Source organism: Massilia brevitalea (assembly GCF_030711405.1).
Classification (GTDB): domain Bacteria; phylum Pseudomonadota; class Gammaproteobacteria; order Burkholderiales; family Burkholderiaceae_D; genus Telluria; species Telluria brevitalea.
The window spans coordinates 95496-109286 of sequence record NZ_JAULSI010000005.1 but is presented as its reverse complement, the minus strand read 5'-3'; the positions used below and the strand labels follow the sequence as shown (position 1 = coordinate 109286).

Below are 13791 nucleotides of genomic sequence, written 5' to 3'. Positions count from 1 at the left end.
CTGCGCGGTTGACTGCACAGCCGCCTGCCAAAGGTGCATAATGGAAGCAGACCGGGAAGCGCAGCGCTTCCGATCCCCTTCCGCTTTCGCTTCTGTCCTTGCCTCCGCCTTATGCAACTTGATACCCGTGCCCAAACCCTGCTGAAAGCCCTGGTCGAGCGCTACATCGCCGACGGCCAGCCGGTCGGGTCGCGCGCGCTGTCGAAGATCTCCGGCCTGGACGTGTCGCCGGCCACGATCCGCAACATCATGGCCGACCTCGAGGAGATGGGCTATGTCGCCAGTCCCCACACCTCGGCCGGGCGCGTGCCCACGCCGCGCGGCTACCGCCTGTTCGTCGATACCCTGCTCACCGTGCAGCACCTGGGCGAGGGCGTCGACGCCGAGCGGATGCGCCTGCCGGCCTGCCAGCCGCAGAAAGTCATCGCCAACGCGGCGCAGATGCTGTCGTCGCTGACGCAATTCGCCGGCGTGGTGCAGAGCCCGCGGCGCGAATCGGTGTTCCAGCAGATCGAATTCCTGCGCCTGTCGGAAAAGCGCATCCTGCTCGTCATCGTCGACCCGCGCGGCGACGTCCAGAACCGCCTGCTGCTCACCGAGGCCGACTACACGCCGTCCCAGCTGGTGCAGTCGGCCAATTACCTGAACCAGAACTTCGCCGGCCTGTCTTTCGACGATGTACGCACCCGCCTCACCGGCGAACTGCGCCAGCTGCGCGAGGACATCGGCGGCCTGATGCAGGTAGCGGTGGAAGCGGGCAGCGAAGCCATGGCCGAGGGCGAGGACATGGTCATCGCCGGCGAGCGCAATCTGCTGTCGGTGGCGGACCTGTCGTCGAACATGACGTCGCTGCGCCAGATGTTCGAGATGTTCGAGCAGAAGACCGGCCTGATGCAGCTGCTCGACGTCTCCAGCCGCGCCGGCGGCGTGCAGATCTTTATTGGCGGCGAATCGAAGCTGGTGCCGATGGACGAAATGAGCATCGTCACCGCACCCTACGAGGTGAACGGCAAGATCGTCGGCACCCTGGGCGTGATCGGGCCCACGCGCATGGCCTACGAGCGCGTGATTCCGATCGTCGACATCACGGCCAAGCTGCTGTCGAATGCGCTGAGCCATTCATAACAACAGCGTTGTGTAAAACGGCGTAAAAAACGGCGTCGCGGCGCCGTTTCTTGTTGTTGTTGTTGTTGTTGTTGTTGTTGTTGTTGTTGTTCGTAGGGTGGGCACTTGTGCCCACGCGGTAGAACGTATGATGGTCGTACCGCTTCGCGAAGCAGTGGAGGTGTGCGGGAGTACGACCGCGTGGGCACAAGTGCCCACCCTACGTGTAAAACGGCGTAAAAAAACGGCGCCGCAGCGCCGTTTCTTGTTGTTGCTACCACAATCGATCAATCAATTCCCGCGGTGCGGGCAAGCCGTCTTGATGCAATTGCCGTAGATGGCCAGCGCGTGCTCGGCGATCTTGAAGCCGCGTTCGGCGGCGATCTTGTTCTGGCGCGATTCGATTTCCTCGTCGAAGAACTCTTCCACATGACCGCAGTCGAGGCAGACCAGGTGGTCGTGGTGCGAGCCGGCGTTCAGCTCGTAGATGGCCTTGCCGGTTTCGAAGTGATTGCGGTTCAGCAGGCCGGCCTGCTCGAACTGGGTCAGTACGCGGTACACCGTGGCCAGGCCGACGTCCATGTTCTCGGCCAGCAGGATCTTGTAGACGTCTTCCGCCGTCAGGTGCCGCACTTCGCTGTTCTGGAAAATTTCCAGGATCTTGAGGCGTGGCAGGGTGGCCTTCAGGCCGCTCGCCTTCAGGTCGGTGGGTTTGTTACTCATGTTTGTTACTCGTAGATGGGCGGAGTGCTTTATGATATAGCGTTTTGGAAGCTCCCGCTTAAACGTTTTGAGGTTACTTATGCGTGTCACCGATGCCGTTGTTCACAGTTTTAAGGTCCGGGCTGCGCTCGCCGCGGGCCTCGCATGCACGCTGTTGCTGTCCGGCTGCGCATCCTGGCGTAACCAGACCCGGCCTGCTGCACCGGCGAGCACCGACGCGGCAGCCGTAACAGCCGACGCCGACAAGGCCGCCGCCCTGGCAAATTCCGGCGCACAAACGACCCAGTCAAGCAAGCTGCAAAAATTCCTCTGGATCTTCTCGCCCTACCGTCCCGACATCCAGCAGGGCAACTTCGTGTCGCAGGAAATGCTGGCCCAGCTGAAGCCGGGCCAGACCCGCGAGCAGGTGCGCTTCCTGCTCGGCTCGCCGATGATCGCCGACATGTTCCACGCCGACCGCTGGGATTTCCCGTTCTACCTGGCACGCGGCGACGGCGAGCTGACCACCAGCCGCGTTACCGTCTACTTCAAGGACAATGTCGTCGAGCGTTTCGACGGCGGCAACCTGCCGACCGAGCGCGAGTACATCGACCGCATCGCCGGCCCGACCAAGTTCCCGACGAAAAACGCGCCGACCCGCGCCGTGGCCCCGGTGACGCCGGCGTCGCCGACCAATTCCAACATCCAGTAACCAGTACGTCATGACGCAATTGAAAATCGCGGTTGCCGGCGCCAGCGGGCGCATGGGCCGCATGCTGATCGAGGCCATCGCCGCCGCTCCCGACGCCACCCTGTCCGGCGCCCTCGACGTCGCCGGTTCGCCCTTCATCGGCAGCGACGCCGGCGCCTTTTCGGGCCAGCTGACCGGCGTGGTGATCCACTCCGAATTCGAGCGCGCGCTGGCCGGCGCCGATTGCCTGATCGATTTCACCCGTCCCGAAGGCACCCTCAAGCACCTGGAATACTGCGCTGCCAACGGCATCCAGGTCGTGATCGGCACCACCGGCTTCGACGACGCCGGCAAGGAAGCGATCCGCACCGCCGCCGAGAAAGTGGCGGTCGTGTTCGCGCCGAACATGAGCGTGGGCGTGAACGTCACCCTCAAGTTGCTGGAGATGGCGGCGAAAAGCTTCGCCGAAGGCTACGACATCGAGATCATCGAGGCCCACCACCGCCACAAGGTCGACGCGCCGTCCGGCACCGCCCTCAAGATGGGCGAAGTCATTGCCGACGCTTTGGGCCGCGACCTGAAGGACTGCGCCGTGTATGGCCGCGAAGGCGTGACCGGCGAGCGCGACCCGTCGACCATCGGCTTTGCCACCGTGCGCGGCGGCGACATCGTCGGCGACCACACCGTGCTGTTCGCCGGCACCGGCGAGCGCATCGAGATCACCCACAAATCCAGCAGCCGCGTCACCTATGCCCACGGCGCCCTGCGCGGCGCGCGCTTCATCGCCGGCAAAGCCAACGGCCTGTACGACATGCAGGACGTGCTGGGCCTGAAGGGCTGACATGGCCAGCGTCCAACTGAACGGCGCCGCGATCGTCGACGAAGCGGCCTTCCACCTTGAAAGCCGCCGCGCCTTCGGCTTCCCGGAGACCTACGCCGACACCATCGACGCCTGGGTCGACTGCCTGAGCTACCTGCGCGACGACGAGAACATGACGGCCTTCCGCCTGAAGCCGAACGAGGTGCTGGAGATCGTCATCACCGACGGACCAGCCCTGCAGGCGCGCCTGCCCGACCTGCTCGAGGAAATCGCCTTCTGCGTCGGCGGCATCAACGAGCGCTACGAAGACTACGGCGAAAAACCGGCCCTGAAGCTGGTGCTGCGCTAACAGGTTTTTGCCCGCAAACGGCCGGAACACTACCCTGGCTTTTTGTCTGCAAACGGCCCGGAACGTGTCTCGTACGGTGGGCCGGGCCGCGCAAGGCACTCCGTGCCCACGCGGATGGAGCACACCAATAACAGGGCAGCCGCAGCTCCACGACCCCGGACCGCCATGACCGCCGACGACCTCCTGCGCATCTCCCACTACGTCATGCCGGCCCATCCCGTAAGCTACTTCGGCCTGCCCGCCGAGCGCTGGCACGAGCACGACGAATTCGGCGCCCGCGTGCTGGGCGAGTTCGGCAAGATCCTCCCCTACATCGAGCAGGGCTTCCTGCGCGAGATCGACGCTCTGGGCGCCTATCCCACCGTGACGAAAGCGCCATGAAGCGCCTGGGTAAAGCCATGCTGGTGCTGCTCGCGGCGCTGGCCCTCTACCTTGCGATTGCCGCCGGCTGGGCCGCCGCTTCGTTCGACGATCTGCTGGCGCGCTGGCCGCGCGGCGCCGCGCCGGCCGCGCTGTCCCCACGCCAGACCGACATCCTGCTGCGCATCGAAGATCCCACCTTCCATACCCACCACGGCCTGAGCCTGGCCGAAGGGCAGGGCGTGGCCACGATTTCCTCGGCACTGGCGCGTGAATTCTTCCTGGAAGGCCCGCGCCTGGACGGCGTGCAAGGCAGCCTGCAAGGTTTCTATCGCCGCGTCTTCGACTGCTGCAAGCGCATCGACTTCGGCCGCGACACGATGGCGCTGGTGCTGGACGCCCGCCTGCCGAAGGAGCGGCAACTGGCGATGTACGTGCAGTCGGTCTACATGGGCCGCCACGATGGGCAGCAAGTGCGCGGCCTGGCGCAAGCGGCCCAGGCCTATTTCGGCAAACCGCTGGCGCAACTGAGCAACGCTGAAACAGCCGGCCTGGTCGCCATGATCAAGGCGCCGAACGCTTATCACCCCGTGCGCGAGCCAGTCGCGTATGCCGCCCGCCTGGTCCGGGTACAGGCGGTGCTTGACGGACGCTGCCGCCCGACGGGCTGGTTCGATACCGATTACTCCCATTGCGCCGCAGCGAAATGAACTGCCCGGGGTGATCGACCACGCTCGGGGAAAGGCATTGCCTCGCTACGCCGCAGTGCAAGATGAACCAGTATAATGTCCTGCTCACCCTCCAATATTCTTCCGCAGAACATCATGCAAGATAAATATAGTCCAGCCGAAGTTGAACAGGCCGCCCAGGCGTACTGGAAGTCGATCGACGCCTACAAAGCCGTCGAGAACGACCCACGTTTCCCGAAAGGCAAATACTACGCCTGTTCGATGCTGCCTTACCCATCCGGCAAGCTGCACATGGGCCATGTGCGCAACTATACGATCAACGACGTGATGTACCGCTACCTGCGGATGAACGGCTACAACGTGCTGATGCCGATGGGCTGGGACGCCTTCGGCATGCCGGCCGAGAACGCGGCGATGGCCAACAACGTGCCGCCAGCCGAATGGACCTATTCGAACATCGCCCACATGCGCGGGCAGATGGAGTCGATGGGCCTGGCCATCGACTGGTCGCGTGAGATGACCGCCTGCAAGCCGGAATACTACAAGTGGAACCAGTGGATGTTCCTCAAGATGCTGGAAAAAGGGATCATCTACCAGAAGACCGGCACCGTGAACTGGGACCCGGTCGACCAGACCGTGCTCGCCAACGAGCAGGTCGTGGACGGCAAGGGCTGGCGTTCGGGCGCGCCGATCGAAAAGCGCGAAATCCCGATGTACTACGTGCGCATCACCGACTACGCCGACGAGCTGCTCGACTTCGTCGACAACAAGCTGCCGGGCTGGCCCGAGCGCGTGCGCATCATGCAGGCCAACTGGATCGGCAAGTCGACCGGCGTGCGCTTCGCCTTCCCGCACGTGATCATGGATGAAGCGGGTGAGCTGATCAACGACGGCAAGCTCTACGTCTTCACCACCCGCGCCGACACCATCATGGGCGTGACCTTCTGCGCCGTGGCGGCCGAGCACCCGCTGGCCCAGCACGCCGCAAAAAACAACCCGGAACTGCAGGCCTTCATCGCCGAATGCAAGCTCGGTTCCGTCATCGAAGCCGACATGGCGACGATGGAGAAGAAGGGCATGCCGACCGGCCTGTCCGTCACCCACCCGGTGACCGGCGAGCAGGTGCCGGTCTGGATCGGCAACTACGTCCTGATGACCTACGGCGACGGCGCCGTGATGGGCGTGCCGGGCCACGACGAACGCGACTTCGAATTCGCCAAGAAATACGACCTGCCGATCAAGCAGGTGGTCGCTGTCGAAGGCCAGGAATACTCGCTCGACGGCTGGCACGAGTGGTACGGCGACAAGGAAAGCGGCCGCACCATCAACTCCGGCAAGTACGACGGCCTCGATTACACCGCCGCCGTGAACGCGGTGTCGGGCGACCTCGCCGCGCAGGAACTGGGCGACAAGAAGGTCACCTTCCGCCTGCGCGACTGGGGCATCTCGCGCCAGCGCTACTGGGGCACCCCGATCCCGATGATCCACTGCGGCGAGTGCGGCGTGGTCCCGGTTCCTGAAAAGGACCTGCCGGTCGTATTGCCCGAGCACCTGGTCCCGGACGGCACCGGCAACCCGCTGAACAAGGACGAGGCCTTCCTGAAGTGCGACTGTCCGAAGTGCGGCAAGCCGGCACGCCGCGAGACCGACACGATGGACACCTTCATCGATTCGTCCTGGTACTACATGCGCTATACCTCGCCGGGCTCGAACGATGCCATGGTCGACGCGCGCAACGATTACTGGATGCCGATGGACCAGTACATCGGCGGCATCGAACACGCCGTCATGCACTTGCTGTACGCGCGCTTCTGGACGAAAGTCATGCGCGACTTCGGCCTGGTGAAGTTCGACGAGCCCTTCGTCAACCTGCTCACCCAGGGCATGGTGCTGAACGAGACCTACTACCGCGACGACGCGGCCGGCAAGAAGACCTGGTACAACCCGGCCGACGTGGAACTGACCTTTGACGACAAGGGCCGTCCGCACAGCGCCGTGCTGAAGGCCGACGGCCAGCCGGTGGAAATCGGCGGTACCGAAAAGATGTCGAAGTCGAAGAACAACGGCATCGACCCGCAAGCGCAGATCGAGCAGTACGGCGCCGACACCGCGCGCCTGTTCACCATGTTCGCTTCGCCGCCGGAACAGACCCTGGAGTGGTCGGACAGCGGCGTCGAAGGCGCCAGCCGCTTCCTGCGCCGCGTGTGGGCGTTTGCGTATGCCCAGTCGAGCCGCGTCAAAGCCGCCCTGGCCAACACGGACGGCGCCGCGACCCTGGACGAAGCGCATAAAACCCTGCGCCGCGAAGTGCACAAGATCCTGCAACAGGCCGACTACGACCTGAAGCGCATCCAGTACAACACCGTGGTGTCGGCCTGCATGAAGATGCTCAACACGCTGGAGCAGGCTAAGCTGGCCGAAGGCCCGGCCGGCGACAGCGTGATCGCCGAAGGCCTGTCGGTCTTCCTGCGCATCCTGAACCCGGTGGCGCCGCACATCACCCACGCGCTGTGGCAGGAACTCGGCTACGCGCAAGCGCACGGCGACATCCTCGACGTGCAGTGGCCACAGGTCGACCCGGCCGCGCTGGAACAGGCCGAGATCGAGATGATGATCCAGGTGAACGGCAAGCTGCGCGGCTCGGTGAAGGTGCCGAAGGCAGCCGACAAGGCGGCGGTCGAAGCCGCGGCACTCGCGTCGGAAGCGGTACAGAAGTTCATCGAAGGCACGCCGAAGAAGGTCATCGTCGTGCCCGGCAAACTCGTCAACATCGTGGTGTAACCCATGCGCGCATCCTTTCCTTCCCTGATGCGCGCCGTGTGCGCGCTGTTGCTGGTGTCCAGCCTGGCCGCCTGCGGCTTCCAGTTGCGCGGCTCGAACGGCTCGTACAACATGCCGTTCCAGACCATCCACCTGGGCTTCGGCGATGCTTCGCCGCTCGGCAACGAGCTGAAACGCAACCTGCGTGCGATCGACAACGTCATCATCGTGCCCAAGGCCGATGCCGCGCAGGCGCGCTTCGAGGTTGTCTCCGAGGCGCGCAACAAGGCGGTCCTGTCGCTGAACAACCTGGGCCGGGTGCGCGAGTACCTGCTCAGCTACACCCTGGTGTTCCAGGTGCGCGACACGGCCGGCAATCTGATCCTGGCGCCGACCGAGATCACCCTGCGCCGCAACCTCACGTTCAGCGAGGAAGCCGTGCTGGCCAAGGAAGGCGAGGAAGCGCTGCTGTACCGCGACATGCAGTCCGACCTGGTGCAGCAGATCATCCGCCGCCTGGCGGCGATCAAGACCTGACGCGCGGAGCAGGACAGTACGATGCAATTGCGGCTTGAGGCGCTCGAAGGCCATCTGTCGAAAGGCCTGGCGCCGCTGTACGTGATCACCAGCGACGAGCACCTGCTCGCGCTGGAGGCCGCCGACAAGATCCGCCGCGCCGCGCGCGCGGCCGGCCATACCGAGCGCGACGTGCTGACGGTGGAGCGCACCTTCAAATGGGGCGAGCTGCTGGCGGCGAACCAGGCCTTGTCGCTGTTCGGCGACAAGAAGCTGATCGAGTTGCGCATCCCGGGCGGTAAACCGGGCAAGGACGGCAGCGCTGCGCTGCAGGCCTACGCCAAGGATCTCAGCCCCGACAACCTGACGCTGATCACGCTGCCCAAGCTGGACTGGCAGACGGCCAAGGCCGCGTGGGTGACGACGCTGCAGCAGGTGGCCGTGTACATCGACATCCCGAACATCGAGCGGGCGGCGCTGCCGGGCTGGATCGGCATGCGTTTGAGTGCGCAAGGGCAGAGCGCGGACCGCCAGAGCCTGGACTTCATCGCCGACCGCGTGGAGGGTAATTTGCTGGCGGCGCACCAGGAAATCCAGAAGCTCGGATTGCTGCACGAGCCGGGCAAGCTGAGTTTCGAGCAGGTGCACGACGCGGTGCTGAATGTGGCGCGCTATGACGTGTTCAAGCTGTCGGAGGCCATGTTGAGCGGAGATGCGGCGCGCCTGGCGCGCATGCTCGACGGGCTGAAGGGAGAAGGCGAGGCGCTGCCGCTGGTGCTGTGGGCGGTGTCCGAGGAAATCCGCACGCTGCTAAAATTGAAGTCCGGGATGGCGCAGGGGCGGCCGCTCGGGGCGCTGCTGAAGGAATACCGGATCTGGGGGCCGCGCGAGCGGATGATGGAGCCGGCGCTGCGGCGCGTGTCGCTGGCGACCCTGGAAGCGGCGCTGCAGGATGCGGCGCAGGTGGACAAGATGGTCAAGGGGTTGCGGGCCAGGGCGTTTGCGGGGGATGCGTGGGATGCGATGCTGCAGTTGGCGTTGCGGGTGGCCAGGTAACGTCAAGTTCGTAGGGTGGGCGCTCCTGTGCCCACGCGTGAACGATGAACATACGCGGCCTCATCCACGCCAACACGACGCACGCGTTACGCGTGGGCACGGGGCGCCCACCCTACTGTTTTGACATTACCACCACATCACCTGCTGTTTGAACGTACACGGGAACCAACACGATGGACATCACCGACTACATGCACACGCTGGGCCGCAATGCCCGGGCCGCGGCGCGGGCGATGGCGCGCGCCGATGGGGCGACGCGCAACCGCGCGCTGCTCCTGATCGCCGAGGCCATCGAACGCGAGGCCGCCGCGCTGTCCGCCGCGAACCAGCTCGACCTCGACGCCGCCCGCGCCAGCGGCCTGGCCCCGGCGCTGCTCGACCGCCTGGCGCTGCCGCCCGCGGCGATTGCCACCATGGTCGACGGCCTGCGCCAGATCGCCGCGCTGCCCGATCCGATCGGCGAGATCTCGAACATGAAGTCGCGCCCGAGCGGCATCCAGGTGGGCCAGATGCGCGTGCCGCTGGGCGTCATCGGCATCATCTATGAGGCGCGTCCGAACGTGACGGTGGATGCGGCGGGCCTGTGCATCAAGAGCGGCAATGCGGCGATCCTGCGCGGCGGCTCGGAAGCCATCCACTGCAACCGCGCGCTGGCGAAACTGGTGACCGAAGGCCTGGAAAAGGCTGGCCTGCCGCTGGACGCCGTGCAGGTGGTGGACACCATCGACCGCGCCGCCGTCGGCGCCTTGATCACCATGCCGCAGTACGTCGACGTGATCGTGCCGCGCGGCGGCAAGGGCCTGATCGCGCGCCTGATCGAGGAAGCCACGGTGCCGATGATCAAGCACCTGGACGGCATCTGCCACGTCTACATCGACGACAAGGCCGATCTTGCCAAGGCGCTGCCGGTGGCCTTCAATGCCAAGTGCCACCGCTACGGCACCTGCAACACGATGGAAACCCTGCTGGTGTCGCGCGCGATTGCGCCGGCCGTGCTGCCGCAGCTGGCTGCGCTCTACCAGACGAAGGAAGTCGAGCTGCGCGCCGATGAAGAGGCCCGCGCCATCCTGGCCGGCTATCCGTATCTCGCCGAGGCGGTGGAAGAAGACTGGCGCACCGAATACCTGGCCCCGATCCTGGCCGTGAAGGTCGTGGCCGGCATCGAGGAAGCGATGGACCACATCGACCGCTATTCGTCGAAGCACACCGAAGCCATCGTCACCGAGGACTACAGCGCCGCGCTGCGTTTCCTGCGCGAGGTCGATTCGGCCTCGGTGATGGTGAACGCCTCGACCCGCTTTGCCGACGGCTTCGAGTATGGCCTGGGCGCCGAGATCGGCATCTCGAACGACAAGCTGCACGCGCGCGGCCCGGTCGGGCTCGAGGGGCTGACCTCGTTGAAGTACGTCGTGTTCGGCCACGGCGAAGTACGCAGCTAAAAAACTCACACAAGGAACCGCATGTACCTCTGGATCAAAGCCTTCCACATCGTCTTCATCGCCTCCTGGTTCGCCGGCCTGTTCTACCTGCCGCGCATCTACGTGAACCTGGCCCAGGAAACCAACAACGTCGCCACCGCGCGCCTGCTGCTGATGGCGCGCCGCCTGTTCCGCTTCACCACCATGCTGGCCGTCCCGGCGCTGCTGCTGGGCCTGTGGCTGTTGTGGCTGTGGATGGAGGCCGGCATCAAGGGCGGCGGTTGGCTGCACGCGAAACTGGCGCTGGTGGTCCTGGCGATCGGCTACCATCATGCGTGTGGTTCGATCCTGAAGAAATTCGAGGCCGGCGTGAACAAGCGCAGCCATACGTGGTTCCGCTGGTTTAATGAAGTGCCGGTGATCCTGCTGCTGCTGATCGTGATCCTGGTGGTCGTGAAGCCGTTTTAATTTTTACGGACGGTCATCCGCGCGGCGGATTCGCGCGTTGATGGGCGTTCGCGCCATGTCATACGTGCGTTGACCGCGTGGGTTCTCGAACCCACCACCGCGCAATAACAACATCGAAACACCATCGTGGCTGCAAGCGACCGGCGCTTCCAGCCACATTATTTTTTCAACACCAACGGACAAAGGGTACCCCATGACCTCCTATTTTTGCCCCTGCCCACGCGGCATGGAAGCGGCGCTTGCCGAAGAACTTCTTGAGATCGCCCAACAGCACAGCACTACGCTGAAGGTCCACAACCAGGTTCCTGGCGGCGTGCACTGCTCCGGCACCCTGGTCGACTCCTACCGCGTCAACCTGCACTCGCGCATCGCTTCGCGGGTGCTGATGCGCATGGGCCAGCGCAGCTACAACAACGAAAACGACATCTACGACCTGGTGCTCGAGCAGCCCTGGGAAGACTGGTTCAGTGTCGACCACACGATCCGCGTCGATGTCACCGCCGTCAAGTCCCCGCTCAAAAGCCTGGAATTCACGACCCTGAAGATCAAGGACGCGATCTGCGACCGCTTCCGCGACCAGTTCAACAAGCGTCCGTCGGTCGACACGCGCGAGCCCGACATGCGCATCGTCGGCTTCCTCGACGCGCGCAACTTCATCATCTACCTCGACACTTCGGGCGAGGCGCTGTTCAAGCGCGGCTGGCGCGAGGAAACCGGCGACGCGCCGCTGCGCGAAAACCTGGCGGCCGGCATGCTGCGCGTGTCGGGCTGGAAGCCGGGCACGCCGCTGTTTGACCCGATGTGCGGTTCGGGCACGATCCTGGTCGAAGCTGCGCAGATGGTGCAGGGCATCCCGCCCGGCGCACGCCGCCGCTTCGCCTTTGAAAAGTTCGCCGACTTCGACCGCAACGCCTGGCAAGACATGAAGGCTGCGATCAAGGCCAATCCATTGCCGAGCGAACCAAGCATCTTCGGCTCCGACATCTCGGGCGACATGGTCGCCATGACCCGCCATAACCTCAAAATTGCCGGCGTGCTGTTCGCCGTGCCGCTGAAACAGATCGAAGCCCAGCACGTGTCGCCGCCGGTCGAGGGTCCGGGCATCCTGCTGACCAACCCGCCGTACGGCGAGCGGATCGGCGTGCGCGGCGACTCGACGGTGCCGCAGGACGAGATGGCCGTCTCCTTTTATTCCGCGCTCGGCACCACGCTCAAGCAGCGCTTCGCCGGCTGGACCGTGTTCCTGTTCACGGCCGATTTGTCGCTGCCCAAGCTGCTGCGCCTGAAGGAAGCACGCAAGACCCCGTTCTTCAACGGCGCCCTCGAATGCCGCCTGTTCCGCTTCGATATGGTGGCCGGCTACAACCGCCGCGAAGAAGCCAAACCGAAGCAGGAACCGACCGCAAATTAAGTAGACCATGCTGCCACCCACCGAACCCGACGAACTGCCCAAGGACCCGGTGATCCCGGTTCCGCTGCCGGAACCGCACAAGATCACGCTGCTGACCGCCGGCGGCCTGGCCACGTTGCTGGCCGGGTTGTCGATGCTGGGCCCGTTCTCGATCGATGCCTATCTGCCGGCCTTCCCGCAGATCCAGGCCAACCTGCACGCTTCCGCGCTGGAAGTGCAGCAGACCCTGACCGCCTACATGCTGGCCTTTGCCGGCATGGTGCTGTGGCATGGCGCGCTGTCGGACGCCTTTGGGCGGCGCAACGTGATCCTGGTGTCGCTGGTGGTGTTCGCCATCGGCACCTTCGGCTGCGCGGCGGCGTCCTCGGTGCATTACCTGTGGGTGTTCCGCATCATGCAGGGCATCTCGGCGGGGGCGGGCGTGGTGGTGGGGCGCGCCATCATCCGCGACCTGTATTCGGATACGGCGGCGGCGCGCCTGCTGTCGATGGTGACGATGATCTTCTCGATCGCGCCGGCGGTGGCGCCGGTGCTGGGCGGCTGGATCGTGATCCTGCTCGGCTGGCGTGCGATCTTCCTGGCGCTGTGCGTGTTCACGGTCTTCCTGGGCTGGATGTGCTGGCAGCACCTGCCGGAAACCGTGCCCAAGGAAAAACGCCAGCCCTTCAATCCGCGCTTCCTGGCGGGCAGCTACAGCGCCATCTTCGGCTCCTTCCTGTTCCTCATGAAGGCCGGGATCACGGCGCTGAATTTCGCCGGGCTGTTCCTGTACATCACGGCCTCGCCGGTGATGCTGCCCGAGCAGCTGCACCTGGGGCCGTCGGGCTTTGCCTGGCTGTTCGTGCCCACCGTGAGCGGGATCTTCCTCGGGTCGATGGCTGCCAACCGCATGGCCGGCAAGAAGAGCTTCTCGTACCAGATCTGGGCCGGCTTCGCCTTCATGCTGGCGGCGGTGGCGTTCAACGTGGGCTACCACCTGTTCCTGCCGCCGGCGCTGCCCTGGACAGTGCTGCCGATGTTCTTCTTTACTTTTGGCAGCTCGATCATCGCGCCCGGCGCGACATTGCTGGCGCTGGACCTGTTTCCGCATATCCGCGGCACCGTGGCATCCTGCCAGTCCTTCGTGTCGACCCTGCTGGGCGCGATCGTCGCCGGGCTGATCGCGCCGGCGCTGTCGCATTCGGTGCTGGCGCTGGCGCTCGGCCAGGCCGGCTTTGCCCTGGCGGCGCTGGCATGCTGGATGGTCTCGCGCCAGTACCGGCGCATCAAGGCACGGAATGCCGGGTAAGGCATCCGAGGGCAGCCTTATTCGATAAGGCTGCCCGGACAATATTTCTATATGCACAATAAAATTGTCTTGAATATACAAATCCTCACGTAAAAGCTCATGCTTTTAACAGAAAGTATTGTTCCTGATCAGAAATGTATATATGCTAAGACGCTTATT

At 64.5% G+C, this 13791-nt stretch carries 14 protein-coding genes; 13 read left to right on the top strand and 1 reads right to left on the bottom strand.

Annotation, left to right across the window (positions count from 1 at the left end):
* Positions 1-111: 111 nt before the first annotated feature.
* Positions 112-1125, top strand: a complete 1014-nt coding sequence (gene hrcA, locus QWL29_RS04525) for a heat-inducible transcriptional repressor HrcA (protein WP_305821694.1) — start codon at positions 112-114, stop codon at positions 1123-1125.
* 270 nt (positions 1126-1395) lie between these two features.
* Here hrcA and fur read toward each other — a convergent pair whose 3' ends face one another.
* Positions 1396-1827 carry a ferric iron uptake transcriptional regulator gene (gene fur, locus QWL29_RS04520; RefSeq protein WP_305821693.1) on the bottom strand — a complete coding sequence of 144 codons (432 nt, stop codon included), beginning with the start codon at positions 1825-1827 and terminating at the stop codon, positions 1396-1398.
* A 79-nt stretch (positions 1828-1906) separates the two neighbouring features.
* On the opposite strand from fur, the gene QWL29_RS04515 reads away from it, so the two are divergent.
* The 12 genes from QWL29_RS04515 to QWL29_RS04460 all read left to right on the top strand — a co-directional run bounded on the left by QWL29_RS04515 (position 1907) and on the right by QWL29_RS04460 (position 13632).
* Positions 1907-2518, top strand: coding sequence for an outer membrane protein assembly factor BamE (locus QWL29_RS04515; protein WP_305821692.1), 612 nt, complete (start codon positions 1907-1909; stop codon positions 2516-2518).
* Positions 2519-2528: 10 nt separating this feature from the next.
* On the top strand, positions 2529-3338 hold the full coding sequence (gene dapB, locus QWL29_RS04510; protein WP_305821691.1) for a 4-hydroxy-tetrahydrodipicolinate reductase: 810 nt from the start codon (positions 2529-2531) through the stop codon (positions 3336-3338).
* A gap of 1 nt (position 3339) precedes the next feature.
* Positions 3340-3666 (top strand): barstar family protein, encoded by a 327-nt coding sequence (locus QWL29_RS04505; protein ID WP_305821690.1) that lies wholly within the window; start codon positions 3340-3342, stop codon positions 3664-3666.
* A 165-nt stretch (positions 3667-3831) separates the two neighbouring features.
* Entirely contained in the window at positions 3832-4047 is a 216-nt protein-coding gene (locus tag QWL29_RS04500) for a hypothetical protein (RefSeq protein WP_305821689.1), read from the top strand.
* A complete protein-coding gene (locus QWL29_RS04495; protein ID WP_305821688.1) occupies positions 4044-4736 on the top strand; it encodes a transglycosylase domain-containing protein in 693 nt (230 codons plus the stop codon). The genes QWL29_RS04500 and QWL29_RS04495 overlap by 4 nt, the downstream gene beginning before the upstream one ends.
* Positions 4737-4850: 114 nt before the next feature.
* The gene (leuS, locus tag QWL29_RS04490) at positions 4851-7496 is read left to right on the top strand and encodes a leucine--tRNA ligase (RefSeq protein ID WP_305821687.1); all 2646 of its coding nucleotides are present in this window, start codon (positions 4851-4853) and stop codon (positions 7494-7496) included.
* A 3-nt stretch (positions 7497-7499) separates the two neighbouring features.
* A complete protein-coding gene (locus QWL29_RS04485; protein WP_305821686.1) occupies positions 7500-8012 on the top strand; it encodes an LPS-assembly lipoprotein LptE in 513 nt (170 codons plus the stop codon).
* Positions 8013-8033: 21 nt separating this feature from the next.
* The gene (gene holA / locus QWL29_RS04480) at positions 8034-9047 is read left to right on the top strand and encodes a DNA polymerase III subunit delta (protein ID WP_305821685.1); all 1014 of its coding nucleotides are present in this window, start codon (positions 8034-8036) and stop codon (positions 9045-9047) included.
* A gap of 173 nt (positions 9048-9220) precedes the next feature.
* Complete coding sequence (locus QWL29_RS04475) at positions 9221-10486, top strand: glutamate-5-semialdehyde dehydrogenase (RefSeq protein WP_305821684.1); 1266 nt, start codon at positions 9221-9223, stop codon at positions 10484-10486.
* Between the two features lie 21 nt (positions 10487-10507).
* Complete coding sequence (locus tag QWL29_RS04470) at positions 10508-10933, top strand: CopD family protein (RefSeq protein WP_305821683.1); 426 nt, start codon at positions 10508-10510, stop codon at positions 10931-10933.
* 193 nt (positions 10934-11126) lie between these two features.
* A complete protein-coding gene (locus QWL29_RS04465; RefSeq protein ID WP_305821682.1) occupies positions 11127-12344 on the top strand; it encodes a THUMP domain-containing class I SAM-dependent RNA methyltransferase in 1218 nt (405 codons plus the stop codon).
* Positions 12345-12351: 7 nt separating this feature from the next.
* Positions 12352-13632: a multidrug effflux MFS transporter gene (locus QWL29_RS04460; RefSeq protein ID WP_305821681.1), complete on the top strand. Its 1281-nt coding sequence runs from the start codon at positions 12352-12354 to the stop codon at positions 13630-13632.
* Positions 13633-13791 lie beyond the last annotated feature (159 nt).

Excerpts from the sequence above, each read along its gene's own strand:
- QWL29_RS04505 (WP_305821690.1), top strand. The coding sequence starts at position 3,340 with ATGGCCAGCGTCCAACTGAACGGCGCCGCGATCGTCGACGAAGCGGCC.
- hrcA (WP_305821694.1), top strand. The coding sequence starts at position 112 with ATGCAACTTGATACCCGTGCCCAAACCCTGCTGAAAGCCCTGGTCGAG.
- holA (WP_305821685.1), top strand. The coding sequence starts at position 8,034 with ATGCAATTGCGGCTTGAGGCGCTCGAAGGCCATCTGTCGAAAGGCCTG.
- QWL29_RS04475 (WP_305821684.1), top strand. The coding sequence starts at position 9,221 with ATGGACATCACCGACTACATGCACACGCTGGGCCGCAATGCCCGGGCC.
- dapB (WP_305821691.1), top strand. The coding sequence starts at position 2,529 with ATGACGCAATTGAAAATCGCGGTTGCCGGCGCCAGCGGGCGCATGGGC.
- QWL29_RS04460 (WP_305821681.1), top strand. The coding sequence starts at position 12,352 with ATGCTGCCACCCACCGAACCCGACGAACTGCCCAAGGACCCGGTGATC.
- QWL29_RS04515 (WP_305821692.1), top strand. The coding sequence starts at position 1,907 with ATGCGTGTCACCGATGCCGTTGTTCACAGTTTTAAGGTCCGGGCTGCG.
- QWL29_RS04500 (WP_305821689.1), top strand. The coding sequence starts at position 3,832 with ATGACCGCCGACGACCTCCTGCGCATCTCCCACTACGTCATGCCGGCC.
- QWL29_RS04470 (WP_305821683.1), top strand. The coding sequence starts at position 10,508 with ATGTACCTCTGGATCAAAGCCTTCCACATCGTCTTCATCGCCTCCTGG.
- QWL29_RS04485 (WP_305821686.1), top strand. The coding sequence starts at position 7,500 with ATGCGCGCATCCTTTCCTTCCCTGATGCGCGCCGTGTGCGCGCTGTTG.
- QWL29_RS04495 (WP_305821688.1), top strand. The coding sequence starts at position 4,044 with ATGAAGCGCCTGGGTAAAGCCATGCTGGTGCTGCTCGCGGCGCTGGCC.
- leuS (WP_305821687.1), top strand. The coding sequence starts at position 4,851 with ATGCAAGATAAATATAGTCCAGCCGAAGTTGAACAGGCCGCCCAGGCG.
- QWL29_RS04465 (WP_305821682.1), top strand. The coding sequence starts at position 11,127 with ATGACCTCCTATTTTTGCCCCTGCCCACGCGGCATGGAAGCGGCGCTT.
- fur (WP_305821693.1), bottom strand. The coding sequence starts at position 1,827 with ATGAGTAACAAACCCACCGACCTGAAGGCGAGCGGCCTGAAGGCCACC.